The organism is Bacillus sp. BS3(2021) (assembly GCF_021043345.1).
GTDB classification, from domain to species: Bacteria; Bacillota; Bacilli; order Bacillales; family Bacillaceae; genus Bacillus; species Bacillus paralicheniformis.
In genome coordinates, this window is record NZ_JAJNDM010000001.1 from 270,327 (window position 1) to 295,020 (window position 24,694).

At 46.8% G+C, this 24,694-nt stretch carries 26 protein-coding genes; 15 read left to right on the plus strand and 11 right to left on the minus strand.

The genetic code is table 11. From position 1 onward, the window contains the following. Positions 1-79 precede the first annotated feature (79 nt). A complete protein-coding gene (locus LQ247_RS01270; RefSeq protein ID WP_101561314.1) occupies positions 80-931 on the plus strand; it encodes an NAD(P)H-hydrate dehydratase in 852 nt (283 codons plus the stop codon). A 37-nt stretch (positions 932-968) separates the two neighbouring features. Here the strand turns inward: LQ247_RS01270 and LQ247_RS01275 are convergent, their stop codons facing one another. The 4 genes from LQ247_RS01275 to katA all read right to left on the minus strand — a co-directional run bounded on the left by LQ247_RS01275 (position 969) and on the right by katA (position 5,280). Next, the gene (locus tag LQ247_RS01275) at positions 969-1,994 is read right to left on the minus strand and encodes a pectate lyase family protein (protein WP_231005485.1); all 1,026 of its coding nucleotides are present in this window, start codon (positions 1,992-1,994) and stop codon (positions 969-971) included. 334 nt (positions 1,995-2,328) lie between these two features. Then, entirely contained in the window at positions 2,329-3,282 is a 954-nt protein-coding gene (gene hemH / locus LQ247_RS01280; protein ID WP_101561316.1) for a ferrochelatase, read from the minus strand. Positions 3,283-3,288: 6 nt separating this feature from the next. Continuing rightward, a complete protein-coding gene (locus LQ247_RS01285) occupies positions 3,289-3,705 on the minus strand; it encodes a Fur family transcriptional regulator (RefSeq protein ID WP_020453429.1) in 417 nt (138 codons plus the stop codon). Positions 3,706-3,822: 117 nt separating this feature from the next. Beyond that, positions 3,823-5,280, minus strand: coding sequence for a catalase KatA (katA, locus tag LQ247_RS01290; RefSeq protein WP_231005487.1), 1,458 nt, complete (start codon positions 5,278-5,280; stop codon positions 3,823-3,825). A gap of 184 nt (positions 5,281-5,464) precedes the next feature. On the opposite strand from katA, the gene LQ247_RS01295 reads away from it, so the two are divergent. Continuing rightward, positions 5,465-7,063, plus strand: coding sequence for a catalase (locus tag LQ247_RS01295; RefSeq protein ID WP_026580311.1), 1,599 nt, complete (start codon positions 5,465-5,467; stop codon positions 7,061-7,063). Positions 7,064-7,369: 306 nt separating this feature from the next. Next, complete coding sequence (locus LQ247_RS01300) at positions 7,370-7,801, plus strand: hypothetical protein (RefSeq protein ID WP_026580310.1); 432 nt, start codon at positions 7,370-7,372, stop codon at positions 7,799-7,801. 19 nt (positions 7,802-7,820) lie between these two features. Here the strand turns inward: LQ247_RS01300 and LQ247_RS01305 are convergent, their stop codons facing one another. Continuing rightward, the gene (locus LQ247_RS01305) at positions 7,821-9,032 is read right to left on the minus strand and encodes an MFS transporter (protein ID WP_101561317.1); all 1,212 of its coding nucleotides are present in this window, start codon (positions 9,030-9,032) and stop codon (positions 7,821-7,823) included. A gap of 153 nt (positions 9,033-9,185) precedes the next feature. Between LQ247_RS01305 and sigY the strand changes: the two genes are divergently transcribed. The 7 genes from sigY (at position 9,186) to LQ247_RS01340 (ending at position 13,466) form a co-directional block, all read left to right on the plus strand. Then, a complete protein-coding gene (sigY, locus tag LQ247_RS01310) occupies positions 9,186-9,719 on the plus strand; it encodes an RNA polymerase sigma factor SigY (RefSeq protein WP_023856948.1) in 534 nt (177 codons plus the stop codon). Next, on the plus strand, positions 9,716-10,039 hold the full coding sequence (locus LQ247_RS01315; RefSeq protein WP_105979487.1) for a YxlC family protein: 324 nt from the start codon (positions 9,716-9,718) through the stop codon (positions 10,037-10,039). The genes sigY and LQ247_RS01315 overlap by 4 nt, the downstream gene beginning before the upstream one ends. Continuing rightward, positions 10,040-10,258, plus strand: a complete 219-nt coding sequence (locus LQ247_RS01320; protein WP_101561319.1) for a transcriptional regulator — start codon at positions 10,040-10,042, stop codon at positions 10,256-10,258. Beyond that, a complete protein-coding gene (locus LQ247_RS01325; RefSeq protein ID WP_020453420.1) occupies positions 10,255-10,467 on the plus strand; it encodes a PLD nuclease N-terminal domain-containing protein in 213 nt (70 codons plus the stop codon). Before LQ247_RS01320 ends, LQ247_RS01325 begins: the two co-directional genes overlap by 4 nt. Next, positions 10,467-11,354 carry an ABC transporter ATP-binding protein gene (locus LQ247_RS01330; RefSeq protein WP_101561320.1) on the plus strand — a complete coding sequence of 296 codons (888 nt, stop codon included), beginning with the start codon at positions 10,467-10,469 and terminating at the stop codon, positions 11,352-11,354. Before LQ247_RS01325 ends, LQ247_RS01330 begins: the two co-directional genes overlap by 1 nt. Beyond that, the gene (locus LQ247_RS01335; protein ID WP_101561321.1) at positions 11,351-12,127 is read left to right on the plus strand and encodes an ABC transporter permease; all 777 of its coding nucleotides are present in this window, start codon (positions 11,351-11,353) and stop codon (positions 12,125-12,127) included. The genes LQ247_RS01330 and LQ247_RS01335 overlap by 4 nt, the downstream gene beginning before the upstream one ends. 109 nt (positions 12,128-12,236) lie before the next feature. Continuing rightward, on the plus strand, positions 12,237-13,466 hold the full coding sequence (locus LQ247_RS01340) for a multidrug effflux MFS transporter (protein ID WP_020453417.1): 1,230 nt from the start codon (positions 12,237-12,239) through the stop codon (positions 13,464-13,466). Between the two features lie 40 nt (positions 13,467-13,506). Here the strand turns inward: LQ247_RS01340 and bslB (LQ247_RS01345) are convergent, their stop codons facing one another. Both bslB (LQ247_RS01345) and bslB (LQ247_RS01350) read right to left on the minus strand, forming a co-directional pair. After that, positions 13,507-13,980, minus strand: a complete 474-nt coding sequence (gene bslB, locus LQ247_RS01345; RefSeq protein ID WP_023856950.1) for a biofilm surface layer hydrophobin BslB — start codon at positions 13,978-13,980, stop codon at positions 13,507-13,509. A 226-nt stretch (positions 13,981-14,206) separates the two neighbouring features. After that, the gene (bslB, locus tag LQ247_RS01350) at positions 14,207-14,773 is read right to left on the minus strand and encodes a biofilm surface layer hydrophobin BslB (RefSeq protein ID WP_105979488.1); all 567 of its coding nucleotides are present in this window, start codon (positions 14,771-14,773) and stop codon (positions 14,207-14,209) included. A gap of 321 nt (positions 14,774-15,094) precedes the next feature. Between bslB (LQ247_RS01350) and LQ247_RS01355 the strand changes: the two genes are divergently transcribed. The 4 genes from LQ247_RS01355 to LQ247_RS01370 all read left to right on the plus strand — a co-directional run bounded on the left by LQ247_RS01355 (position 15,095) and on the right by LQ247_RS01370 (position 19,243). After that, positions 15,095-15,769: a rhamnogalacturonan acetylesterase gene (locus tag LQ247_RS01355; protein WP_269145950.1), complete on the plus strand. Its 675-nt coding sequence runs from the start codon at positions 15,095-15,097 to the stop codon at positions 15,767-15,769. Between the two features lie 100 nt (positions 15,770-15,869). Then, positions 15,870-17,585 carry an ABC transporter ATP-binding protein gene (locus LQ247_RS01360; RefSeq protein ID WP_101561324.1) on the plus strand — a complete coding sequence of 572 codons (1,716 nt, stop codon included), beginning with the start codon at positions 15,870-15,872 and terminating at the stop codon, positions 17,583-17,585. 144 nt (positions 17,586-17,729) lie between these two features. Then, positions 17,730-18,038: a PadR family transcriptional regulator gene (locus LQ247_RS01365; RefSeq protein WP_020453412.1), complete on the plus strand. Its 309-nt coding sequence runs from the start codon at positions 17,730-17,732 to the stop codon at positions 18,036-18,038. 11 nt (positions 18,039-18,049) lie between these two features. Next, positions 18,050-19,243, plus strand: coding sequence for a chromate transporter (locus LQ247_RS01370; RefSeq protein ID WP_101561325.1), 1,194 nt, complete (start codon positions 18,050-18,052; stop codon positions 19,241-19,243). 42 nt (positions 19,244-19,285) lie between these two features. Here LQ247_RS01370 and prpB read toward each other — a convergent pair whose 3' ends face one another. The 4 genes from prpB to LQ247_RS01390 all read right to left on the minus strand — a co-directional run bounded on the left by prpB (position 19,286) and on the right by LQ247_RS01390 (position 23,554). Continuing rightward, the gene (gene prpB, locus LQ247_RS01375) at positions 19,286-20,203 is read right to left on the minus strand and encodes a methylisocitrate lyase (RefSeq protein ID WP_231005488.1); all 918 of its coding nucleotides are present in this window, start codon (positions 20,201-20,203) and stop codon (positions 19,286-19,288) included. A gap of 12 nt (positions 20,204-20,215) precedes the next feature. Beyond that, complete coding sequence (locus LQ247_RS01380; RefSeq protein ID WP_101561326.1) at positions 20,216-21,655, minus strand: bifunctional 2-methylcitrate dehydratase/aconitate hydratase; 1,440 nt, start codon at positions 21,653-21,655, stop codon at positions 20,216-20,218. A 36-nt stretch (positions 21,656-21,691) separates the two neighbouring features. Then, positions 21,692-22,807, minus strand: a complete 1,116-nt coding sequence (gene mmgD, locus LQ247_RS01385) for a citrate synthase (protein ID WP_101561327.1) — start codon at positions 22,805-22,807, stop codon at positions 21,692-21,694. A 75-nt stretch (positions 22,808-22,882) separates the two neighbouring features. Continuing rightward, the gene (locus LQ247_RS01390; RefSeq protein ID WP_003186304.1) at positions 22,883-23,554 is read right to left on the minus strand and encodes a GntR family transcriptional regulator; all 672 of its coding nucleotides are present in this window, start codon (positions 23,552-23,554) and stop codon (positions 22,883-22,885) included. A gap of 226 nt (positions 23,555-23,780) precedes the next feature. Here LQ247_RS01390 and LQ247_RS01395 point away from each other — a divergent pair, with 226 nt between their 5' ends. Then, complete coding sequence (locus LQ247_RS01395) at positions 23,781-24,371, plus strand: DNA-3-methyladenine glycosylase (RefSeq protein WP_020453407.1); 591 nt, start codon at positions 23,781-23,783, stop codon at positions 24,369-24,371. Positions 24,372-24,694 lie beyond the last annotated feature (323 nt).

The following is a 24,694-nucleotide window of genomic DNA, read 5'->3' on the forward strand; positions in this document are numbered from 1 at the left end:
TAAAGAGCGGTGAAGGGTATATTCAGTTAGTATTTAATTAAACGTTTGTTTAAACTTTGTATTGAAAGGTGTGATCCGGATGTCTGCAGAACAATTGCCGATATGGACGAAAGACTGTGTGAAGGGCTCATTGCCGAAAAGGGGGAATGGAAGTCATAAAGGAACTTATGGAACCGGCCTTTTGCTCGCGGGAAGCGATGATATGCCGGGAGCGGCTCTCCTTGCAGGAATTGGGGCGATGCGGAGCGGTCTTGGAAAGCTTGTCATCGGAACGTGCGGAAGTGCCATTCCGTTGATCGTCCCCGTTCTCCCTGAAGCGACGTATTGGCGGGACGGCTTAGAAAAGGCGGCGTCCAGCGAGATTGCCGAATCTTACCGGGCGATTGCGATCGGGCCGGGGCTGCCGCTTTCGCAAATGACTGAGCAAGCGGTCCGGAACGTATTGACGAAAGACTGCCCGGTTGTCCTTGATGCGGGTGCTCTTTCAAAACGAACGTATCAAGAAAGGGAAGCACCGGTGATATTAACGCCGCATCCGGGGGAATTTTCGAAAATGACAGGCTTGTCCATTCAAGAAATTGAGACGAACCGGGCCGGTTATGCTCGAGATTATGCAGAGGAACACGGTGTTACTCTTGTATTGAAAGGCAATGAAACGATCATTGCTTTCCCGGATGGCAAGTGCTGGAGGAATGTAACGGGAAATGGGGCGCTGGCAAAGGGAGGAACCGGAGATACGTTAACCGGGATGCTTCTCGGAATGCTGTGCTGTCATGAGAATCCGAGAGAAGCGGTGTTGAATGCTGTCCACCTGCATGGCGCATGTGCTGACGCATGGACAAAGACCAGATCGGCCCATACGCTTCTCGCACATGAACTTTCCGATCTGCTGCCTACGGTTTGGAAAGCGTATGAGGATGGAAATGAGTGAAACGCTCGGAATGCCTCCGAACGTTTCACCTCAAAGTTTATGGATTGACTTTGCCGACTCCGGCATTTTTTTTGACGATTGATTTTACATTGTCGACATTGTCGAGTGAGTAGCTGTATGGCGGATTATAGGTTGTAGTAGAGGTAGTCGGCATGCTGCCCCTGGAGTTTACAAATTTGTTGTTGGATACATGCCAATAGCCTGGTGAACTGCTGTACCAAGAGACAATCGGATCTTTGGCGTTTTCAAAAAGGTTGTTCTCAATTTTGATACGTGCGCCCATTCTCGAATTAATTCCGCTGTCGATGATCTTATTGAAATAGTTGTTGTAAATGTGGCCCTCTCCGAAACGGAATGACGGCACACGCGAATTCAGATTTTCGAACCAGTTATGGTGGAATGTAATCGTCCGGTTGTAATTGTCGCTGTCCGATGAGCCCATCAGCATGGATTTCCAGCCATCGTGCACATAGTTCCAAGAGAATGTAATATATTCGGCGTCTCTTTTGACGTCAAATAATCCGTCATAGTAATCTTTGTCAACGTTCAGGCTGTGGTAAAGCTCGTTATGATCAACCCAAATGTTTTTAGAAGGGCCTTCAATGCCGATCGCATCTTTATCGCCGGAAGCTACTTCGTGAATTTTTAAGTTGCGGATGATGATGTTGTTGGCGCGCCATACTTTAATGCCGATGCCTTTGAGTTCGCCTTTGGTCCCTGACCCGACAATCGATACGTTTGACACGTCTTTGACGTCAATCTTTGATGCGGATGTATTTGAGGTTGTAATGGTGCCGTTGACATAAATTTTTAATGGCGTATTTGCATTCTTATTTTTTAATGCCGCAATGAGCTGATCTCCCGTTGTTACGGTTACCGTCTGACCGCCTTCTCCGCCTGTTGTTCCGCCGTTTAGTGTCGCGAAGCCTTTTAAGCTGAAATCGGCAAGCGGATTTACTTTGCCCGAGCTTAACGAAGAAGCTGCTTCTGCCGAAACCGCCGCTGTTAAAGACCCGATAACCCCTAATACAAAGATAAAGATGATGCTGATTAATTTCTTCACATTCATTCCTCCTATTCTTTTTTCATGCCGCCGCTATATAGGAAGCGCTTACAATTACGGCGGATGCCAAGTGATGGACACTGATGATCCCTCCCTTTTATTGGAATCAGAGAGAGCATAGCATACGTTTCTGAATAATCTGAATAATCATGATGTGAGTTGGATTTGTGCATAAGCTGGTGATTATGCCAAATGACACGAATCTGAGAATAAGCGCATTTAGTTGAAGGTCTTTCATCATAATGGTGCAAAAAAAAAGAATCTATGGAAATGAATAGCCATAGATTCTGCTTCTAAATCATGTTTTCTTCAGTTTTTCATTTTTTGGAGCGATTTACAGTCCCGCTTTCTCCGGTTCTGTGCTGTTGTATGTTCGCTCAACGACTGCGGCAAGCGTATCGATGAAGCGCGGATCGGTGTTCGGCATAGGCGGACGGTGATAGCTTGCGCCAAGCTCGTCCGTAACCGCTTTACACTCATAGTCGTTGTCATACAGCACTTCCAAGTGGTCAGAGACAAATCCGACCGGTGCGTAAATAAATGACCGGAAGCCTTCCTGATACAGTTCTTTTGTTAAGTCTTGGACATCCGGACCAAGCCACGGATCGGGTGTGTTGCCCTCACTTTGCCAGCCTACGGCGATCTGGTCAAACGACAGTTGTTCTCCGATTAGTTGGGCCGTTTTCTCGAGTTGATCCGGGTATGGATCTCCATGCTCCTTGATTTTTTCCGGCAGGCTGTGTGCTGAGCATACAAGAACCGCTTTTTTTCGTTCTTTTTCAGACATGCCGTTTAAAATGCTGCCGATTTCTTCAGACCAATAGCGAATAAAGCCTTCTTCCTGATACCATTCGTCAATCGATGCGATCCGGGGGCCGCCGATTGCTGCTGCGGCCTGTTTGGCGCGCCGATTGTATACTTCGGTACTGAAGGTGGAATAGTGGGGAGCTAAGACGACGGAAACGGCCGCTTCAATTTGGTCTTTTTTCATTTGTTCAACCGCATCCTCGATAAACGGAGAGATGTGTTTTAAGCCGAGATACATCACGTATTCGACCTCATCTTGGCGCTCGTTCAACGTTTTTTCCAGCTCTTTTGCCTGAGCGAGCGTAATTTCCGCGAGCGGAGAGATTCCGCCGATATGCTTGTAGCGTTTTTTCAAGTCTTCAATCATATCATCGGACGGCCGTTTTCCATGACGGATATGCGTGTAATACGGAATGATATCTTCTTCCTGATAAGGGGTTCCGTATGCCATGACTAACAGGCCGACTTTTTTTCGGTTCATATGTCTTCACCTCTGCTGCTGTTCTTGGCATGTTGTACAGATTCCGTAAATCCCTAAATAATGCGAGTTCACTTTAAAGTTCGTCAATTGTGCTGCTGCATGCTCAACCTCTTTGAGGTGAGGATAGTCCAGATCAGCGATTTTTCCGCATGATTTACAGACAACATGATAGTGCTCTGATGTAAATAATTCATATTTGCTTTTTGCGTCTCCATGGGACAGCTCTTTTAAAATGCCGAGCTTCACAAATAATTTCAAGTTGCTGTAGATTGTCGGGAGACTCATGTACGGCAATTCCCGGTGAATGTCTTCCGCCGATGGGTGGCCGCCCAGAGAAGCGATCGTTTTTAAAATCAGGACGCGCTGAGCCGTTATTCGTAAACCCCGCTTCTTTAAGAAAGGGACGAGCTGTTCGTCTTCCACACGTAACATCCCCTGTCGTTCTTTGATTAAGGTCAGGCACCCGCATGCTTAAGAAGACGGGTGCCTGTACCTGAGAAAATGAGAATATTCATTGAGAATGATTGAAATGATTTAGCCTTAAACTTCCTGCGGAACGGACAAGCCCAATCCTTCGGCAACTCGTGTGCCGTACTCCGGATCTGCTTTATAGAAATGCTGAATTTGCCGAAGCTTGATTTCGTCTTTTGTCACCTGCTTCATCGAACCTACGATATTGCTGACAAGACGAGTCCGCTCTTCTTCGCTCAAGAGGCGGTAAAGATCGCCAGCCTGTGTGTAGTGGTCGTTATGGTCGTAAGAAGTGCTGTCCGCCGAACCTGACACCGGATAAGCCGTTGTTTTGTTTTCAGGAGATTCCTGAGGGCCTCCGAAGCTGTTCGGTTCATAGTAGACAGAGCCCCCGCCGTTTGAATCAAAGCGCATTTGTCCGTCTCTTTGATAATTATGGACGTCCGCTTTCGGACGGTTGATCGGCAGGCTGTTATGGTTTGCGCCGACGCGGTAGCGGTGCGCATCCGCATATGCGAACAGGCGTCCCTGGAGCATTTTGTCGGGAGACGGTTCAATGCCGGGCACCAATGTTCCAGGGGAGAATGTAGCTTGTTCAACCTCTGCGAAATAGTTTTCCGGATTGCGGTTTAGAACCATGCGGCCGACTTCAATCAGCGGATAATCTTTTTGCGACCATACTTTTGTAACATCGAACGGATCAAAACGGTACGTATCCGCATCCTCCAGGGGCATGATTTGAACGTACAGCTTCCATACCGGGAAGTCTCCTTTTTCAATCGCCTCATACAAGTCCTGTGTATGATAATCGGGGTTTTCACCTGCAATCTTTGTCCCCACTTCTTCGGTCAGGTTTTTAATGCCTTGTTCTGTTTTGAAGTGGTATTTGATCCAGACGCCTTCTCCTTCGGCATTCACCCATTTGAATGTGTGGGAACCGAAACCGTGCATGTGCCGGTAAGTGGCGGGGATGCCTCTGTCAGACATCAGGATGGTCACCTGGTGAAGGGACTCTGGAGACAATGACCAAAAATCCCATACGGCATCCGGGTTTTTCAAATGTGTGACCGGATGGCGCTTTTGTGTATGAATGAAATCAGGGAATTTAATCGCATCGCGAATAAAGAAAACAGGTGTGTTGTTTCCGACGAGATCATAGTTCCCTTCCTCTGTATAAAATTTAACAGCAAATCCGCGCGGGTCGCGGACGGAATCGGCTGAACCGTTTTCGCCTGCAACAGTGGAAAAACGGACGAATAACGGTGTGCGTTTTCCGACTTCTGATAAAAATTTGGCTTTTGTATATTTGGAAACGTCATTTGTGACTTCAAAGTAACCGTGCGCACCGGCGCCTTTTGCATGCACAACTCGTTCAGGCACACGCTCTCTGTTGAAGTGGGCGAGCTTTTCGAGCAAGTGGACGTCCTGAATCAGCGTCGGTCCGCGTGAACCAGCTGTCATTGAGTTTTGGTTGTCTCCAACGGGAGCGCCCCAGCTGGTTGTTAGGTTGTTTTTATTTGTCGTCATCAAAGGATCACCTCGCGTAAATTTTAATTACAAAACAATGATAACATTTCTCAAGAAAAAAACAATATTTATTTATAATAATTATAAAGAAAAATTCATTATCGTTGATTAAATATATTAAAACTGAATAACTCCCTTAATTTGGGATAAGTTATTATTAATTCCAAATAAAGGAGGTACGGAGATGGATCAGCATTCAAACGAGCAGAAATCTGACATGGAGACGGATGAGACGTTAACGAACCGGCAGGGCCACCCGATCACAAACAATCAGCATATCAGGACCGTGGGCAACCGGGGGCCTTCCACATTGGAGAACTATGATTTCTTGGAGAAGATCAGCCACTTTGACAGGGAGAGGGTTCCCGAACGGGTCGTCCATGCCAGGGGGGCCGGAGCGCACGGCTATTTTGAAGCTTATGGAACAGCAGGCGATGAGCCGGTCTCAAAATATACGAGAGCAAAACTGTTTCAGGAAAAAGGGAAGAGAACCCCGGTGTTTGTCCGTTTTTCGACGGTGACCCACGGGATATCTTCACCGGAAACGCTTCGCGATCCCCGCGGATTTGCCGTTAAGTTTTACACGGAGGACGGGAACTGGGATCTAGTCGGAAACAACTTGAAGATCTTCTTTATCCGCGATGCGGTGAAGTTTCCTGATTTAATCCATGCATTTAAGCCGGACCCGGTTACGAATTTGCAGGATGGCGAAAGAATCTTTGACTTCATTTCCAACACGCCTGAAGCCATGCACATGATCACATTTTTGTTTTCTCCTTGGGGCATTCCGGCAAACTACCGGCAGATGCAGGGGTCCGGTGTCAACACGTACAAATGGGTAAATCAAGAAGGAGAAGCCGTCCTTGTGAAGTATCACTGGGAACCGAAGCAGGGCATAAAAAACTTGACGCAAAAAGAGGCGGAAGAAATTCAGGCGAAGAACTTCAATCACGCCACACAAGATTTATACGAAGCGATTGAGCGGGGAGACTATCCCGAGTGGGAGTTGTTCGTTCAAATCATGAGCGATGATGAGCATCCTGAACTTGATTTTGATCCGCTTGACGATACGAAGCTATGGCCTGAGGAGAAATTTCCTTGGCTTCCTGTCGGCAAAATGGTATTAAACAAAAATCCCGAAGACTACTTTACAGAAGTCGAGCAAGCGGCATTTGGAACAGGGGTTCTTGTCGACGGACTTGATTTTTCCGATGACAAAATGCTTCAGGGACGTACGTTTTCCTACTCTGATACACAGAGATACAGGGTAGGGGCCAACTATCTGCAGCTGCCGATCAATGCACCGAAAAAAAGGGTGGCAACCAATCAGCGGGGCGGCCAGATGCAGTACAAGGTCGACTTAGGCAAAAATCAAAGCCCGCACATCAACTATGAACCTTCAACTATCAACGGGCTGAAAGAAGCGAAGCAGGACGGCAAAGAATATACCCCGCATGTCGAAGGAAATCTGGTGCGCGAAAGTATCGAAAGACAGAATAATTTCAAGCAGGCCGGGGACACGTACAGGCATTTCGAAGACTGGGAAAAGGACGAGCTGATTACGAATCTGGTCAATACACTTGCCCCCTGCGATCAAAGAATTCAAACGAAAATGATCGAGATGCTCAAGCAATGCGACAAGGAATATGGAAGCAGGGTTGAAGAAGGATTAAAAAACGCTTCCAGCCAAAATACATCCAGCCGGGAGCCGATCGGGGCAGAAGGCGCCGAAGATGCGCCGAGACAGGCGGAAGAAAAAGGCCATAGTGAAGATCCTTATTAAAGGATCATCATTATCTATTCAAACTGATATTAAGATATGGATGCGCTTCAGCGTATCCTTTTTATTTTGGAATAATGGAGACAATCGGTTCAGCAGTGGAGGAAAAAGAAGAATACAGAAAGAGGCTTAAGGTGTTCGCTCCAATTTGTCGAGAAAATAACGAGCAAAAGAAGTTTATCCCCGCTCACTCCCTTTAACCAATATTTCCCTATATTCAACAAATGTACAAATCCACAGCAAAGAAGCAAACGGAAAATATGGTAAAATTAAACATGTATAAAGAGTTGAAAAAAAGGAGGAGTTTTCATGTTGAAAAAGTTGGCAGCGGTCGTTTTCATGTTGGGAATCATGCTTTGCGGTGCTGGCGGAACGTCTGTTTTGGCATACGGAAAGTCAATTTCTCAGGAATCGATTCATCCCTACAGCACGGCATATACAGATGTCAAGGTGGTTGGCAAAACAGTTCGCTTTTATATTAAAGGATTGGAGAGTCCGTTTAATCAGACTTATTATGAAAGAGTCGCATGGACAAGCACTGATGAGGAGCCTGATACATTAAAGGACAACATTTTATCTGTGAAAATACCGGCAAAAACGGGAAGCAGGTATGAGGCAAACTCAAGCGAAAGGCTTGAGCTGATCAGAGAAAAGGTCAATTCAGGCGATATGGTTTACGGATGGGCAAAAGCGCAGAATGGCAATTGGTATCCTGCCGGCTCTGCTAAAATATCTTATTGAGCAAGGCAAAAAGCAGGCATCATCCCCGCCTGCTTTTTGTACGTATCGAAAACTGCTTTGAAACGAGCATCACTCCTGCCCCTGCTAATGACAAAGCCCCGGCAAACCAAAAAACCTCCCGCAGCCCGAACAGTTCAGCCGTTTTTCCCGCCACAACCGGTCCGAGAAAAAAACCGAGCGCATAAAAAGATTGATAGAAACCCATCACAGACATTTTGAGCTGAGGCGTACCAAGCTGGACGACTTTGCTGACCAAAAGCGGAAAAATAAACCCCAATGTCAGTCCTGTCACGGCGTGGATCACACACACTGCGAAAAGGTTCTCGGCGAACGGCAGCAAGGAAAAGAAAACAGCCGTTATCACATAAGATATCCATATCAGTGCATCGGCGGCCTTTACTTTGTAAAAGATACACCACACGGAAGCCAGCGTTTGCGGAACAAAAAAAGCGCACATAATCCAAATCAGCTGCTTCTCATCAATGCCGACCGATTCCGCGTAAATCGGTGTGAACCCGAACACGGTCATAAATAGCACGGCATGGGCTAAAAACGATAATGTTGTAATCGCTTTTAAATTAGGAAGACGCAACGTCTGTTTAATATAGTCTGACAAAGCCATCCCTTTGGCCGTATGGCGGGGGCCGTTATCTTTAATGTAAAATGACAGAATCAGCCCGATGCACGAAACGGCAACACCGATCCAAAACGGAAACATCCAGCCGAACAAATGGACGAGGTATCCGCTGACAGCCATGCTGACAAATTGGGGGAGAACCGTTAAAAACTGCAGGATGCCCATCGCTTTTGACGATTGATCTTTTGTGAAATACTGCGAGTATAAAACGGTTGCCATCACCCACATCGCCGCAGTCATACCGGCGAGCAGCCTGGCCGTGATCACCATGATGAACGAATCGGACAACAGAAATATGCAGCAGCTCAACAGAGACATTGCAAAGCCGCTGATCAACAGCTGTTTTCTAAGCGGCGAAAGAACATCTGACAGGATGCCGAACGGAAACCGCAGTAATATCTGGGTGACGCCGTAGCTTCCGAGTATTATTCCTATCGCTGAATATGAAAATCCGATGTTGTCTAAATATAATCCGAAAACAGGGACATAGATGTATGTAGCAAACCAGAAACAAAAGACGGCACCCCAAAAGATGATATGATCTTTCCTTAAAATTTGTTTTTCTTCATAGACGATTTGTTTTTGCAGTTCCATCCCTTTTTACTCACACCCCTTTAAATTCCAGTACATCATAAACCCCGCTCGGAAAACAAGATGATTTTTTATCTTATTGAAATACAATTGAACGGTTTGCTTGCAGCCGTCGTCCTAGATACAGAGACAAAAAGAAAGGGGGTAGGCGTTTTAGTGGATCAAGCAGATGAAAAAGAACTGATCATACGGGCAAAAGACGGGGAAGATGAGGCTTTTACGATACTGTTTCAGCTTCACTATCCTTTTGTATATCAATATGTTCTGAAATTAACGCTGAACCCAGATCTCACAGAGGACTTGGTCCAGGAAACGATGCTGAAAGCGTATGTCAGCCTTCATCAGTTTCAAGGCAACGCGAAATTTTCAACATGGCTGATTTCAATTGCTTCCCGGCTGTTTATCGACCATCAGCGCCGGAAAAAACGCGAAAACCGCAAAACGCAAGCAGCAGGAGAGGAAGCCTTGCGAAAAATGAAATGGAAGTCTGCCCTTCACGGCCACGAATGGAGCGAATACTTGGAGCTGTTTGCTGCTCTTGAGCCTGAGTTCAGAATGCCAATCTTGTTAAGACACTATTACGGGTTTACTTACCCTGAAGTGGCAAACATGCTGAAAATAAAAGAAGGTACCGTCAAATCGCGCGTGCATCATGGATTAAAGAAGATTCGAAAGGAGTGGGGACAGTGAATGACCGAGATGAAAAAGAAACGGTTACACAGTTGAAACGCGAACTCGAAAGAATGGATGATACTTTTGTGCCGCCGGTTCCTCAAGTATTTGAACTGAATCAGCGTTTAGCGCGGTTTAAGCAAGAACGCAAGCGGGCGCTCAAAAAGGAATTGCTTTGTTTTATCATCATGGCGCTGGTGATTTTATCGGCTTACTTGACGATTTCCGTTCAAGTGCCGGCTGTTTTTATCATGGTGCAGGGTGCGGCGCTTATATTTCTGCCGGCGCTCGCCCTATTAGAAAAAAGGCGGCGTGCGGCTGACGGGGAGGCTGAATAAATGAATCTTGATATGACTCAGGAAAAATTGATGCTGCTGCTTTACATTTCACCGCTTTTATTTGCGCAGAGTATCTTTCTATTTCTTAATGCGAAGAAAAAAGGAGCCAATGCGTGGTTTTGGGGCATATGGGGCTTGATCCAATTACCGATGCCTTTATTATTCTATTATTTATTTGTTGTAAGGCCGTTTCATAAGAAAAGGAGGCCGTCATCATGACTGAAACAGATATACCTTGGGCGCTGCTCGCTCCTTTCATTGTGCTGTATTTCATTTTAGCAGTGTCCGCATTGGTCAATTGCATCAAACAGGAGAAAACGAATGGCCCAAAGTGGATGTGGATTTTGATCATTTTCGGGATCAGTTTTGTCGGTCCCGTCTCTTACTTTATCATCGGTAAAAAAACATATGAGAGGAGGCGGGTGTGATGCTGTCCGTCAATGGTTTAACAAAAATGTATCAGCAGCACCAAGCTGTCCGAAATGTCAGCTTCGACCTTGAATATCAGCAATGCGTTGCCCTTCTCGGGCCGAACGGAGCGGGAAAAACGACGACATTGCAAATGCTTTCCGGTTTATTGGCGCCTACATCAGGAGGCATCCGCTTTTTGGGGAGGGAATCGATAAACAGGCTGGAAATCGGATATTTGCCTCAGCATCCTGCGTTTTTTTCATGGATGACAGCTTTGGAATATATGGTGTTTGCTGCAAGACTTTCTAAAATGAAACGTCGTGAAGCCCTGGAAAAGAGTCGAACCGCTTTGCGCTATGTCGGTCTGGAAAAGGAAGAAGACCGGAAAATCAGCGGTTTTTCAGGAGGAATGAAGCAAAGGCTCGGGCTTGCGCAGGCTTTGGTTCATGAGCCGAGCCTGTTGATTTTGGATGAACCTGTTTCTGCGCTCGATCCGGCGGGGCGGCGCGAAGTCCTTGATATGATGAAAGATTTAAAAAAGAAGATGACAATTCTATTTTCGACTCATGTGCTGCATGATGCCGAAGAGGTGTGCGATCAAGTGATCATGCTGAAAGAAGGGGCTGTCAAATGGTCAGGTCCGCTTCACAGATTGAAGAATCGGCATTTAAAGCCATCTTATATCCTGACAGCTGAAGAGAGCCTTGAAGGATGGCTGGAACACCTGCCTTATGTCAGCAAAGTCGTGTATCATAAGCCTTCACAAGCTGAATTTTATTTAACAGATCGGTCTGACAGCCGCCGGCTGTTGGCTGAATGCTTGAGCAGACAAGTATCGATTGTTCGTTTTGAACAAAAAACGATGTCCTTGGAAGATATGTATTTGAAGGTGATGGGGCTATGAATTCATTTTTTATGTTATTTCAAAAAGAATGGACGGAAAGCTGGAGGGACGGAAAGCTGCTTTGGCTGCCAGTCATTTTGATCCTTCTGGGCTTGATTCAGCCGCTCAGCCTGTATTATATGCCTCAGATTATCGATATGGCCGGGAATTTGCCTGAGGGAGCTGTGATCGACATACCAAAGCCGGGAAGTGAAGAGGTGATGGCGAGCACCTTGTCCCAGTTCGGCACGATTGGTACTGCAATTTTCGTTTTCAGTGTGATGGGCAGCATTGTCCACGAACGAAACCAAGGATCCCTTTCATTGGTGATGGCGAGACCTGTCAGCCCGCTGCAGTATATCGGCAGCAAGTGGCTTCAGCAGGTGCTGCTCGTATTGGTTTCGTTTGCTGTGAGCTACGGTCTGGCTTTTTATTATACAAACCTTCTATTCGGAAAGGTTGAATTTGACCGGTTCTTATTTAGTTTATTCGTGTACAGTATATGGATTGTATTTGTCATGTCGGTCACGATGTTTTTCGGTGCCCTGTTTCGCCGTATCGGGGGGATTGCCGGCATGAGCATCAGTTTCATCGCCTTCGTTTCACTGGCGGGTTCCTTATTTCCCCGTTTTACCGAATGGATGCCTGATAAGGCGAAAAGCCAGGCTGACTATTTTATCATGCATGGTTCATGGGATAATGCTTTCGGCTGGATGGTGTTTTCGTCTTTGGGAATTGTGCTTCTTTTGTTCATGTGCACCGTTTTTGTTTTTAAAAGATATGAATCTTACTAATCAGCCGGGCTTGCCCGGTTTTTCTAATTGTTATCTTCATAGCTTAAGGTGTACAATACATTGGAAGGTTTCGAGGGCGTATTTCAAAATATAAAAAAGGAGTGATCCAATGGGTACGCTTAACAGCCAGGCAGATCTTGCGGCTCAGTCAAAAGCTAAGCCGAACAGGGTATGGATCGCTGTCATATTGGGTATTTTATCGGGAATCGGTCCGGTTGTGATCGATTTATATTTGCCCGGCCTTCCACAGATGGCATCTGATTTACATACGAATGCTTCCGTCGTTCAGCTCAGTTTAACATCGTGTTTACTGGGGCTGGCAATCGGCCAAATTGTCATCGGTCCTTTCAGCGATGTCCTTGGAAGAAGGCTCCCGCTGATCGTTTCGCTGTCCGTTTTTGCCGCGGCCTCATTTTTATGTGCTATGACATCCTCTGTATGGGTCTTGATTGCGATGCGCTTTATTCAAGGTGCAGCGGGTGCAGGCGGCATTGTCATATCACGCGCGATTGCTCGTGATCTATATTCTGGTACAGAATTGACAAAGTTCTTTTCGCTCTTGATGCTGGTTAATGGGATTGCGCCTATCATATCCCCGGTAGCGGGCGGCCAGCTGATGAAATGGACGACTTGGAACGGCGTATTTTTCATTATCGGCCTTTTTGGCTTGCTGATGATTTTGTCCGTGATATTCGGGGTGAAAGAGTCGCTGTCTCCGGAAAACCGCACGGCAGGCGGGTTCAAAGAGACGTTTGTATCATTTGGAAGGCTTTTCGGCCAGCGCACATTTATGGGATACGCTTTGGCGCAAGGGCTGATCGTAGCGGGGATGTTCGGCTATATATCTGCCTCTCCGTTTGTTTTGCAGGACATTTACAAATTGTCGGCGCAAGCCTTTAGTTTTTGTTTCGCATTAAACGGTTTGGGCATCATTATCGCGGCCCAGATTACGGGCAGGCTTGCCGGCCGGTTCGGCGAAGCTTCCCTTTTGCGGAGCGGTTTGCTGCTGTCTTTTACCGCAAGCGTTGTTTTATTTGTTTCTGTCTTTTTCAAAGCACCGCTGATTCTGATTTTAATTCCGCTGTTTGTCGTGGTTTCCTGCATCGGAATCGTGACGACGACCAGCGGATCCTTAGCGATGCAGAGCCAGGGAAAATCGGCCGGAAGCGCATCTGCGCTTTTAGGACTGCTTCCGTTTATTTTAGGAGCTGCCGCGGCGCCGCTCGTCGGTATTGGCGGAAGCCATACAGCTTTACCGATGGCAGTCGTCATTCTGTTTTGCAATATAAGCGCGCTCGCTTGTTTTAACATGCTGGTTCGGCGGGCAGCGCTTAAATGAAAAAAGCCTGCCGGTTCTTTTGCCGGCAGGCTGAAATGTTTTAGCGTGGCAGGATATCAACTGTAGCTTCAGCGTGGTTGTAGTTTCGTCCGAACTTTTGCAGCTCCGCAGTGACTCTGTGGGTTCCTGCGTTTGGAAGCGTTTTCCGAACCATGACCAGTTTGAACGCAGAAGAGCTGAAAGCATAAACCGGCACTCTGACGGTTTGCCCGTCATTTAAAATTTGTGTATAGTTCAGTGTTCTGCCGTTCAGCGAATCTCTTGTGTTCGCATGGAAGCGATATGGAAAGTTAAATTCAACATAGCTTGCACCGACAAAAGAGTTCGGTTTGTAAGTGACTTCAATGTCTGAGGTTGTCCACTCTTTGTTGCTGTCAACCGTTTCGACATGAAGCGTCGGAGCGTTTCTGAAAAAAGTGGCGCTCGCTTCCTCCGTCGGAAGAATGAAAGAAAACAATGCTGCTGAAGTTAATAGCCCGACTCCCATTTTACCGATAAATTTACGTTTTAACATGTACTTCCCCCTCCTAATGAATGTTGTTAAAAAAGATGAAAAAGGAAAAAATAAGTTCATCATCTACTATATTCCTTTTCCTGCTCCATCAATCTATCACCGTTTACCATTCAAGTAAATATTTTTTGAGAAAAATTCTAAAAACTTTTAAAAAATGCATGATATGTAAAGGGAAATACAGCAGAACGGCTGCCGGCAAATTGATGCCGGCAGGCCGAACATTGATTTAACGAGGAACAATCTCCAAAGTTGTTTCAGCATGGTTGATGTTTTTTCCATTTTGTTGCAGTTCAGCAGTAATTCTGTGAGTCCCTGCATTTGGGAGCGTTTTCCGAACCATCACTAATTTGAACTCAGAAGAGCTTAAAGCATAGACGGGAACTCGGACCGTTTGTCCATCATTTAAAATTTGTGTATAGTCAAGTGTTTTTCCATTTAGTGTATCTCTTGTGCTTGCATGAAAACGGTATGGAAAATGAAATTCAACATAGCTTGAACCGACAAAAGTGTTTGGTTTATAAGTAATTTCGATGTCAGAAGTTGACCACTCTTTATTGCTGTTAATGGTTTTTGCCTCAAGCACAGGCTTCTGAGTCGGGTTATCCGGCTGCGGATAATCCGGCTGCGGCTTAGGCCACGGCTTGAATGGCGGCGGACAAAAGATCGGTCCTCTAAAATGATTTGTTTTCACCTCTTGGGCATTTGCCCCTTGGGTAGGAATGATAAATGAAAACAATGCTGCAGAAGCTAATAGACCAACACTGATTTTGCGAATGAGTTTTCGTTTAAGCATCGATAAGTTCCTCCTAAATGCAATGTTAAAGTTAAAAAGTAGAGAACGTCCCATTATTTTCAAGAAAAGGTAGAAACGAGATCTCGATCAACTATATTCCTTTTCTTGTTTACTTAATCTATCACCATTTACCATCCAAGTAAATATTTTTAGATAAATTTCTAAAAAAAATTAGTATAAATTGATAGTTTTTTATCAATTTATAGCCTTTTTTATAAAAAGGAGTCGTATAAAGAACAAAATGGGCAAATATGTATGTTGGGTTGCGGTTCTTTGAGGGGCGTTTTAATATAAAACAAAAAGGAATGAGGGGGATGGATAATGAGAGACGTTCAGTGGTTTTTGGCCGGGGATTCAACGGTTTGCGATTATGATAGCGACAGGGCGCCGCGTGCAGGCTGGGGACAGAAAATTGGCGCGTTTTTAAGCGACGGTGTTTTGATCCGCAATGAAGCGGCATCAGGGAGAAGTTCAAAAAGCTTTATTGAAGAAGGCAGGCTGGAGCGAATCATGACACAGATCCAAAGCGGCGATTATTTGTTTGTCCAGTTTGGTCATAACGACCAAAAGCCGGATGATCGCTATACAGAGCCATTTACAACTTACAAGCAGCATTTGCGCCGGTATATAGATGACGCCCGGTTAAAAAAAGCCAATCCGGTCCTCATTACACCGGTCCAGAGAAGATCATTTGAAAGCGACGGCCGGTTCAAAAATACCCACGGCGACTATCCTGATGCGATGATACAGCTTGCTGAAGAGCTTCGGGTGCCGCTCATCGATCTCGCCTCCAAAAGCCGTCAATTGCTTGAATCGCTGGGCCCGGAAGCTTCCAAAAAGCTGTTTTTATGGCTTGAACCGGGGGAACACCCCAACTATCCGGACGGAGCCAGGGACGACACCCATTTTTGCGATTTCGGTGCAAATGAAATGGCTAAGCTTGTTGCACAGGGAGCAAAAAGAAACGGGAATTCCTTTATAAAACAGTCTACTTGAGAATAATTTTCAATTATTTTTCAAAATTTTTGCACTTCCGATGCCAAACTGTGATACGATCAATCTCGTAAAGATTCTCAAAAGGAGTGCACATCATCTTATGATACGCCGCTTTTTTTCATACTATAAACCTCATAAACGTCTGTTCTTCATCGATTTCAGCAGCGCGATCATCGTCGCAGTGCTTGAGCTGGCTTTTCCCCTAGTCGTTCAGTGGTTCATCGATACGCTGATTCCCGGGGGAGACTGGCTTGAAATTGTCTGGGTAAGCATCGGCCTCTTACTGATTTATTTGCTCAGCACGGGCCTGCAATACATTGTCAATTATCTCGGGCATAAGCTCGGCATCAATATTGAAACGGATATGCGCCAGGAGCTTTTCCAACATGTACAGCGCCAATCTTTCCGATACTTTGACAATACAAAAACTGGACATATCATCAGCCGCATCACAAATGATCTGTTTGATATCGGAGAGCTGGCCCATCACGGACCGGAGGATTTGTTCATCGCCGTGATGACCTTTTTCGGTGCATTTTGGATCATGCTGACGATTAATGTGAAGCTTGCCTTGGTTGCTGTTCTGTTTGTGCCGTTATTGATTATTTTAATCACTTATTCAAATATCAGGATGAACCGCGCTTGGCGCCAGATGTACAGCGAAATCGCCGATGTTAACGCCAGGGTTGAGGACAGTGTTTCAGGCGTTCGCGTCGTTCAATCTTTTACGAATGAACGCTTTGAGATTTCCCGGTTTTTAAAGAACAATCAAAAGTTCCGCAAGGCGAAGCTGAAAGGCTACAAAACGATGGCTCTCACGACTGCCGGGACCTTTTTGATGACGCGGCTGATGATTCTGGCAGTGCTTGTGTACGGAGCTTGGCTCAGTTTTTCCGGAAATATGTCCTACGGGGAATTCGTCGGGTTTGTTCTTTATGTCAACGTGTTGTTTAAGCCGATTGATAAAATCAGCGCCATTTTGGAGCTTTATCCGAAAGGAATGGCAGGATTTAAGCGGTTTACGGAGTTGATCGATACAAAGCCGCAGATTGTCGACCGCAAAGATGCGATTGATGTTCCGCTGTTGGAAGGAAACATCGTCTTCAAGAATGTGACGTTCGGCTATGAAAAACATAAACCCGTCCTGCAAGGCGTCGATCTGTCAATTACAGCCGGAGAAACGGTCGCTTTTGTCGGCCCTTCGGGAGCGGGCAAAACGACGATCAGCTCGCTGATTCCGCGTTTTTATGATATAGACGGCGGGTCTATCACAATTGACGGCATCGATATTCGCGACATGACAAAACGTTCTCTCCGTTCGCAAATCGGCATCGTCCAGCAGGATGTGTTTCTTTTTACGGGGACGCTCCGCGAAAACATCGCCTACGGAAAACTGGATGCGACAGATGAAGAGATTCAGCGGGCCGCCAAAATGGCGCATTTAGAACAGCTGATCGAGTCGCTCCCGGACGGTTATGAGACCCAAGTCGGCGAAAGAGGGCTGAAGCTGTCAGGGGGCCAAAAGCAAAGGATCGCAATCGCCAGGATGTTTCTTAAAAATCCACCGATTCTCATATTGGACGAAGCCACATCAGCACTTGACACAGAGACGGAGCAGGTGATTCAAAACGCTTTGACAGAGCTCGCAAAAGACAGGACGACGCTTGTCATTGCTCACAGACTTGCTACGATCCGCAATGCCGACCGGATTGTGGTCGTGACAGAAAACGGAATCGCAGAAGAAGGAACACATGATGAACTGGTTGAGCGCGGCGGTATTTTTGCGAATCTTCATCGTGTACAGTATCAGTCGTAAATGTTTGAAACAGGCAAGCCCATGTTTGGGCTTGTTTTTTTAATGGCAAAAGACCTTGAAAAGAGAGAGAACCGATGCTACACTTTCGTTATAAACTGTCGATATCGGATTTCGATATTGAGTTTCGTTAAAGGGGGTGCGGTATTGGAAGATAAAGTATTGCGAAAGCTATTTCTGGGATTTATTCAAATTCATATTTTGCACCACGCCAGCGAACATCCGATTTTCGGCTTGTGGATGCTTGAGGAATTGAAAGAGCACGGATATAACATCAGTGCGGGAACGCTGTATCCGATCCTTCATTCAATGGAATCTGACGGACTTCTTCGAAAAGAAGAACAGAATGTGGACGGGAAAATCAGAAAATACTACTCAACTACGGAAAAAGGAGCAAGCGTACTGAAGGAAGCAAGGTTGAAAGCATATGAACTGTTTAAAGAAATTAAAGAATAAGGAGTGAAATGATGACAAAGCATAAAGCGGACCGAAGCTTGAGGTCGCTCCTTGAAATTCTATTCGTTTCAACCAGGCTTGGATTGACATCGTTCGGAGGCCCGATCGCCCATTTGGGATATTTTCATGCTGAATATGTCCGCAAAAGAAAATGGATGGACGAAAAAAACTATGCCGATCTGGTCGCTTTATGCCAGTTCCTGCCCGGCCCTGCCAGCAGCCAGGTGGGGATCGGAATCGGCGTCATGCGAGCCGGCATCATTGGAGGCATCCTAGCGTTCATCGGGTTTACTCTTCCATCTGTCATAGCACTCGTATTATTTGCTATGATTCTGCAAGGCTTCGATATCGGGACAGCCGGCTGGATTCATGGGTTGAAAATCGTAGCCGTAGCCGTAGTCGCCCATGCTGTTTTGGGGATGGCGCAAAAGCTGACACCTGATAAAAGGCGCAAGGCGATCGCGCTGTTTGCTCTAGTCGCCACCCTTCTCTGGCAGACGGCTTTTACACAGGTCGGAGTCATCCTGCTCGCCGCTTTCGCCGGTTATCTCATCTATAAAGAGCAAGTTGAGACAGATGATTCTGTCATGCGGTTTCCAGTGTCGCGCCGTTTTGCGGCGGTTTGTCTCAGCTTGTTTTTCGGGCTTCTCATACTGCTGCCGATGCTCAGAGAACTGACATCTTCCAGCTGGATTGCCATGTTTGACAGTTTTTACAGGTCGGGTTCTTTAGTCTTCGGCGGAGGGCATGTGGTCCTGCCGTTATTAGAACGGGAATTTGTACCGACGGGCTGGTTAAGCGAAGAGGCTTTTCTAGCCGGGTATGGAGCCGCTCAAGCTGTCCCGGGGCCTTTGTTCACATTCGCTGCATATCTTGGTGCGGTGATCAGCGGCTGGCAAGGCGGAATGCTCGCCACAGCGGCGATTTTTCTGCCGGCGTTCCTGCTGATTTTGGGGACGCTGCCCTTCTGGGATACGCTGCGCCGCAATCCTAAAGTGAAAGGCGCTTTAATGGGAGTGAATGCAGCCGTTGTGGGAATATTGATTTCCGCATTTTATCATCCGATCTGGACCAGCTCGATATTGGCGCCGGTTGATTTTGCATTCGCCGCGGTTTTATTCAGCCTGCTTGTCTACTGGAAGCTTCCGCCATGGATCATCGTTGCAGCCGGTGCTGCCGGCGGTACGTTGATGCAACTGCTGTAAATGGAGAAGGCTGCCGACAATTCGGCAGCCTTTTTTCTCGTATTAACGATGTTCTTTTCCGATTTCGGGAAGCACCGTTTTGGCGATATTTTCGTCCAATTTTTCATAGTCGTAGTATTGAATTGCATCATATAATTCTTCGCGCGTCTGCATGTCATCGAGCACACCCTTTTGCGTGCCTTTTTCGAAAATTTCTGCGAAGACCCGTTCATAAGCTTTTGCGGCAGCGCGCAGGGAGGTTACCGGGTAAATAACCATGCTGCAGCCGAGCATTTGGAATTCGTCAGCCGTGTAATAAGGCGTTTTTCCGAATTCGGTCATATTGGCGAGGAGCGGCGCTTTAATGGATGAGGCCATTTCCTTAAACTCGGCTGCGCTCGTTAATGCTTCCGGAAAGATGGCATCGGCTCCCGCGTCGGCATATAAATTGGCGCGTCTGACGGCGGCTTCCATTCCTTCCGCTGCTTTTGCATCCGTGCGTGCCACAATGACGAGTGAAGGGGCGGTTTCTTTTATCGCTCTAATTTTTGCGATCATGTCTTCTGCCGGGACAAGCGTCTTTCCATTTAAATGTCCGCATTTTTTAGGCAGCTGCTGATCTTCGATTTGAACGGCTGCGACCCGGCTTTCAGCCATTTCGGCCGACGTGCGCGCCGCATTTAGGACACCGCCGTAGCCGGTGTCGATATCGACCAAAAGCGGAAGATTTGCGGCTCTCACAAGTTCGCTGGCTTTTTCAGCGATTTCCTGGGAATGAATCATTCCGAGGTCAGGGAGTCCGCGGCTTGCCGTGTAGGCTGCCCCGGAGAGGTAGAGCGCTTTGAAGCCGATGTTTTTTGCGGTAATGGCTGCCATCCCGTCATGAACGCCTGGTATTTTCAAAATATCAGGCGCTTTCATCAGCTTTCTGAATGTATTGGCCAGTTCTTCCTGAGTTGATTGTTTCGAGACAATCCACATATTCAAAACCTCCTAAATCACAAACAATTCCATAAAGTCCGGCACAGGTGTACCGCTTAATTGGCGAGGGGCATTCAGCAGGGCGTTGATTCGCTCCGCTTGCCCCGCCGGAAAGCGCGTTTTTAAGTTATTGGTGAATTTTTCTTTTAACAGCGGGATGCCTTCGTTGCGGCGGCGCCGATGACCAATCGGGTATTCGACCGCGATTTTTTCCGATTGTGTGCCGTCTTTGTAAAACACTTGAACAGCGTTGGCGATCGAGCGTTTTTCCGGGTCGAGATAATCGGTAGAATACTGTTTGTTTTCGACTGTGGTCATTTTTTCGCGCAGTCTGTCGATTTCCGGATTTTGCGCGGTTTCGTCTTCGTAATGGTCAGCGGTAATATCGCCGTAGATCAGCCCGATCGCTGTTATATACTGAAGGCAGTGATCACGGTCAGCCGGATTGTGTAATTCTCCCGTTTTGTCGATAATCCGGATGGCCGATTCGTGCGTCGTGATCACGATTTGATCGATGTTATCAAGTCTGTTCTTCACTTCAGGGTGAAGCTTGATCGCGGCTTCAGCAGCCGTTTGTGCGTGGAATTCCGCCGGATACGAAATTTTAAAAAGGACATTTTCGATGACATAAGAGTCGAGCGGTCTGGCGAGCGTCAATTCTTTTCCGCCGAATAAGACATCCTGAAAACCCCACATTGGAGCGGACAAAGCGGTTTTATATCCCATTTCGCCCTTCAAGGTCATCATTGCGAGCCTCACGCCGCGGCTTGTCGCATCACCGGCAGCCCAGGACTTTCGCGAACCGGTATTCGGAGCGTGACGGTACGTCCGCAGGCTTGAATTATCGACCCAGGCTTGGGAGACGGCATTGACAACATCCTGTTTTGTCCCCCCCAATAGTGAGCATGCCACAGCAGTGGAGGCGACTTTTACAAACAGCACATGGTCAAGCCCGTTTCTGTTTAAGCTGTTCTCGAGAGCAAGGACGCCTTGGATTTCATGAGCCTTCACAATTGCCGTTAATACATCGTGAATGGTGAGCGGTTCCTTGCCCGCCGCGAGCCGCTGCCTGCTGACATAGTCAGCGCAGGCTAAAATCGCTCCAAGGTTATCTGACGGGTGGCCCCATTCGGCTGCCAGCCATGTGTCATTATAATCGAGCCAGCGAACCATGCAGCCGATATTGAAGGCTCCGTGAACAGGATCGAGCTCAAATTGCGTTCCCGGGACGCGGGTGCCGTTCGGGACGACGGTACCCGGGGCAATCGGGCCGAGATGTTTGGCGCATTCCGGGTATTTGAGCGCCAAAATGCCGCAGCCCAGTGTATCCATTAAGACGTAGCGGGCGGTTTCAATCGCTTCTTCGCTTGAAATCTTGGCATTTACCGTATAGTCTGCGATCTCTTCCAGCAATTGATCGCAATTTTGGAGCGTTTGACTTTCTGTTTTCATAACATTTATCTCCCTTCTTTCTGAATCAAAGGCGAACTATGGATGAAGATGACGCGGTCCGATATAGTGAACTCTCGGGCGGAACAGCCTGTTGTCTTCGTGCTGTTCAATGACATGCGCGCTTAGACCGACCGAACGTGCTGCGAAAAATATCGGAGTATAGAGATCGATCGGTATGCCGAGCAGGTAATAGACCGGAGCCGCATAGTAGTCGAGGTTCGGATACAGGCCTTTTTCTTCGCGCATCAGCTTTTCACCGGCATCACACATCTCATATAAATCCTGTCGGCCGGTTTTATGAGATAGCGAATAGAGCGCCTTTTTCAGCAGGGCTGCGCGCGGGTCCATTTTTTTCATATAGACGCGGTGGCCGAAGCCCATGATTTTTTCTTTTCTGCTTAACTTATGCTCAATCAGCTTGCAGAAGCCCGATTTTGTTTCTCCTTCGAGCAGCATGTACATCACTGCTTCATTCGCGCCGCCGTGCAAATGTCCTTTAAGCGATGCAGCGGCGCCTGTGAAAGCACCGTATATGTCTGTGTTTGTCGATGCGATCACTCTTGCGGCAAATGTGGAGTTCGGCATTTCGTGCTCGCTGTACAGCATTAATGTCTGATCAAAGACGGCTGTTTCTTCCGGAGTCGGTTCTTTTTCCGTCAGCATGTATAAAAAGTTCTGGCTGAATGAAAGCTGTTTATCAGGCGTGATGACATTTTTCTGGTGAAGGATGCGGTAGCTGTTGGCGGTAATATTCGGAACCTGTGCGATCAAGCGCAGCGCTTTGCTTCTGTTTGCTGATGGAGACCTGTCATTCAATTCAGGATCATATCCAGCCAAAGCGGAAATCCCGGTTCGGAGCGCATCCATTGGATGGGTGTTATTCGGAAGCGCCTTCAGAATGGTATAGATTCCGCCGGGCAGTTCATACGAATTTTTTATAGCGCTTTCAATTCCTTGCAATTCCATTGGATCAGGCAGTTTATTTTGAAGGAGGAGATAGACGAGGTCCAGATATGTTTTTTGTTCTGCAAGTTCGATTAAATCATAGCCTTTAATGACGATTTGTTCCGCTTCCGTATCTAAGAAGGAAATGTTCGTTTCCCCAGCAATAACGCCTTCTAATCCCGGTTTAAATACACCTTGTTTGCCCATTTTTCCACCTCTTATTCGTTTTTTAACTTTTGTGTCAAAAACGTGCTGTGAGAATGGCATTGGCTGTTCGGCGGATTAGTATGAACGTTCCAGCGTTTCTTCAATGGAACGCAAGCTTCGTTTAATGTGGGAACGCATGGCGGCTTCTGCCAAAACGCTGTTTTTTTCTTTGACGGCATTAAAAATGTCCAAGTGTTCATTGAAAGATACAGACGGTTTGTAGTCAGGATTTTTGTATCCGCTGATTCTGCGATACCGTTCAATCCTGCTTTCAAGCTGATCCAGAAAACGTTTTGCGGTTGCGTTTGTGCTGATGGCGTGCAAGATGGAATGAAATTCTGATCCGTATTTGACCGTATCTGTTTTGCGGCCCTTTACGGCAGCCAGTTTCATCAGTTCGATGCGGTCTTCAAGCTGATGAAGGCTCTCCGGTGTCACCAGCTGTGCGGCTTCGGCAGTGAGCAGTCCTTCAAGCGCTTCCCGAACTTTAAAAACCTCTTTCGCTTCAGCAAGCGAAATCGGGCATACGCGAAGCCGGCCGTTCGGCTGTTTACTGACCAATCCTTCAAGCTCCAGCCGGTAAAGAGCCTGGCGAAGAGGAGTTCTGCTGATGTTTAAACCCTTTGCAAGACTGTCTTCAGCAAGCTGTTCAGAGGGAGGGTATTCAAGTTCGATGATCTTCGTTCTTAATTCATTGTAAGCGTAATCACTTGCAGACTGTCTTTTGACTGGATTTGAAGAGTGCATGAAAAAAGCTTTCGCCTCCTTTTTTCAGAATATAATTATTATTGTATACAATAATACAGATATGTCAATGTCATCCATGAAAGACTGAAAAATAAAATCAATGGGAGATCCTCATCTTAATCAAGGCACCTTCATTTTCTGGCATCCCGTCTGTCGAAAATGGTAAAATATATCACAATCGACAAAGAGGCATTTCGCCTTTGAGCAAAAAGGAGGCCATCCAAAAATGAATCCAGCTCACGAACCTCTCCCGCTCGAATTTTATAGCAAACCAACAATTGAACTCGCTCAATCCCTGTTAGGCTGTCTTCTTGTCAAGGAAACAGAAGAAGGGACTGCTTCAGGATATATTGTGGAGACAGAGGCTTATAGAGGGCCCGGGGACAGAGCGGCGCACAGCTACGGCAACCGCCGGACGAAACGTACGGAAATCATGTTTCATGAAGCCGGCTTGGTCTATACGTACACCATGCACACCCACACACTCATCAATGTTGTAAGCGGAGGAGCCGATGAACCTGAGGCTGTGCTGATCAGAGCGCTTGAACCCCATGAAGGCCTCGCGCTGATGGAGAAGCGAAGGAGCGGAAAGAAACCGCGCGATTGGACGAACGGACCGGGAAAGCTGACAAAAGCGCTTTCCATCACGATGAACGATTACGGCAGACCGCTGACATCGCCGCCGCTTTATATCGCAAAAGGATATGAACCTCAGAACATTTTGTGCGGCCCGCGAATTGGAATTGACAACTCTGGAGAAGCGAGGGAATACCCTTGGCGTTTCTGGATAAAAGAAAACCGCTATGTCTCAAGATAGTTAAAAGGTTTGGCTCCCGTTCAACAGGGAAAACAATAAAAAAACAGGAGGGAGTCAAGCTATGAAAAAAGTGTTTAAAAGCGCCGTCAAATGGGCGCCTGTCATCTATCCGATCGCATGGAAAATCATCAAAAGCCGAAGAGAGAAAAAGAATCTGAAAGCCGGGTAAACCGGCTTTTTTTTTTGGAGAAAGGCCAAATTGACTTGAAAGCGCAGCCATAATAGAATTTACTTAACTATGAGACAAATTTCACAAAAAGAATGAATATACCTGAGTGTATGGGTTTGGTCTCGGTTCAAGTATCTTAGTGGGAGGGTCTTTT

What these genes read in the sequence shown, in the direction of transcription:
- LQ247_RS01270 (WP_101561314.1), top strand. Translation starts at nt 80, where the DNA reads ATGTCTGCAGAACAATTGCCGATATGGACGAAAGACTGTGTGAAGGGC.
- hemH (WP_101561316.1), bottom strand. Translation starts at nt 3,282, where the DNA reads ATGAACCGAAAAAAAGTCGGCCTGTTAGTCATGGCATACGGAACCCCT.
- katA (WP_231005487.1), bottom strand. Translation starts at nt 5,280, where the DNA reads ATGACGACAAATAAAAACAACCTAACAACCAGCTGGGGCGCTCCCGTT.
- LQ247_RS01295 (WP_026580311.1), top strand. Translation starts at nt 5,465, where the DNA reads ATGGATCAGCATTCAAACGAGCAGAAATCTGACATGGAGACGGATGAG.
- LQ247_RS01300 (WP_026580310.1), top strand. Translation starts at nt 7,370, where the DNA reads ATGTTGAAAAAGTTGGCAGCGGTCGTTTTCATGTTGGGAATCATGCTT.
- LQ247_RS01305 (WP_101561317.1), bottom strand. Translation starts at nt 9,032, where the DNA reads ATGGAACTGCAAAAACAAATCGTCTATGAAGAAAAACAAATTTTAAGG.
- LQ247_RS01320 (WP_101561319.1), top strand. Translation starts at nt 10,040, where the DNA reads ATGAATCTTGATATGACTCAGGAAAAATTGATGCTGCTGCTTTACATT.
- LQ247_RS01325 (WP_020453420.1), top strand. Translation starts at nt 10,255, where the DNA reads ATGACTGAAACAGATATACCTTGGGCGCTGCTCGCTCCTTTCATTGTG.
- LQ247_RS01330 (WP_101561320.1), top strand. Translation starts at nt 10,467, where the DNA reads ATGCTGTCCGTCAATGGTTTAACAAAAATGTATCAGCAGCACCAAGCT.
- LQ247_RS01335 (WP_101561321.1), top strand. Translation starts at nt 11,351, where the DNA reads ATGAATTCATTTTTTATGTTATTTCAAAAAGAATGGACGGAAAGCTGG.
- LQ247_RS01340 (WP_020453417.1), top strand. Translation starts at nt 12,237, where the DNA reads ATGGGTACGCTTAACAGCCAGGCAGATCTTGCGGCTCAGTCAAAAGCT.
- bslB (WP_023856950.1), bottom strand. Translation starts at nt 13,980, where the DNA reads ATGTTAAAACGTAAATTTATCGGTAAAATGGGAGTCGGGCTATTAACT.
- bslB (WP_105979488.1), bottom strand. Translation starts at nt 14,773, where the DNA reads ATGCTTAAACGAAAACTCATTCGCAAAATCAGTGTTGGTCTATTAGCT.
- LQ247_RS01355 (WP_269145950.1), top strand. Translation starts at nt 15,095, where the DNA reads ATGAGAGACGTTCAGTGGTTTTTGGCCGGGGATTCAACGGTTTGCGAT.
- LQ247_RS01360 (WP_101561324.1), top strand. Translation starts at nt 15,870, where the DNA reads ATGATACGCCGCTTTTTTTCATACTATAAACCTCATAAACGTCTGTTC.
- LQ247_RS01370 (WP_101561325.1), top strand. Translation starts at nt 18,050, where the DNA reads ATGACAAAGCATAAAGCGGACCGAAGCTTGAGGTCGCTCCTTGAAATT.
- prpB (WP_231005488.1), bottom strand. Translation starts at nt 20,203, where the DNA reads ATGTGGATTGTCTCGAAACAATCAACTCAGGAAGAACTGGCCAATACA.
- LQ247_RS01380 (WP_101561326.1), bottom strand. Translation starts at nt 21,655, where the DNA reads ATGAAAACAGAAAGTCAAACGCTCCAAAATTGCGATCAATTGCTGGAA.
- mmgD (WP_101561327.1), bottom strand. Translation starts at nt 22,807, where the DNA reads ATGGGCAAACAAGGTGTATTTAAACCGGGATTAGAAGGCGTTATTGCT.
- LQ247_RS01390 (WP_003186304.1), bottom strand. Translation starts at nt 23,554, where the DNA reads ATGCACTCTTCAAATCCAGTCAAAAGACAGTCTGCAAGTGATTACGCT.
- LQ247_RS01395 (WP_020453407.1), top strand. Translation starts at nt 23,781, where the DNA reads ATGAATCCAGCTCACGAACCTCTCCCGCTCGAATTTTATAGCAAACCA.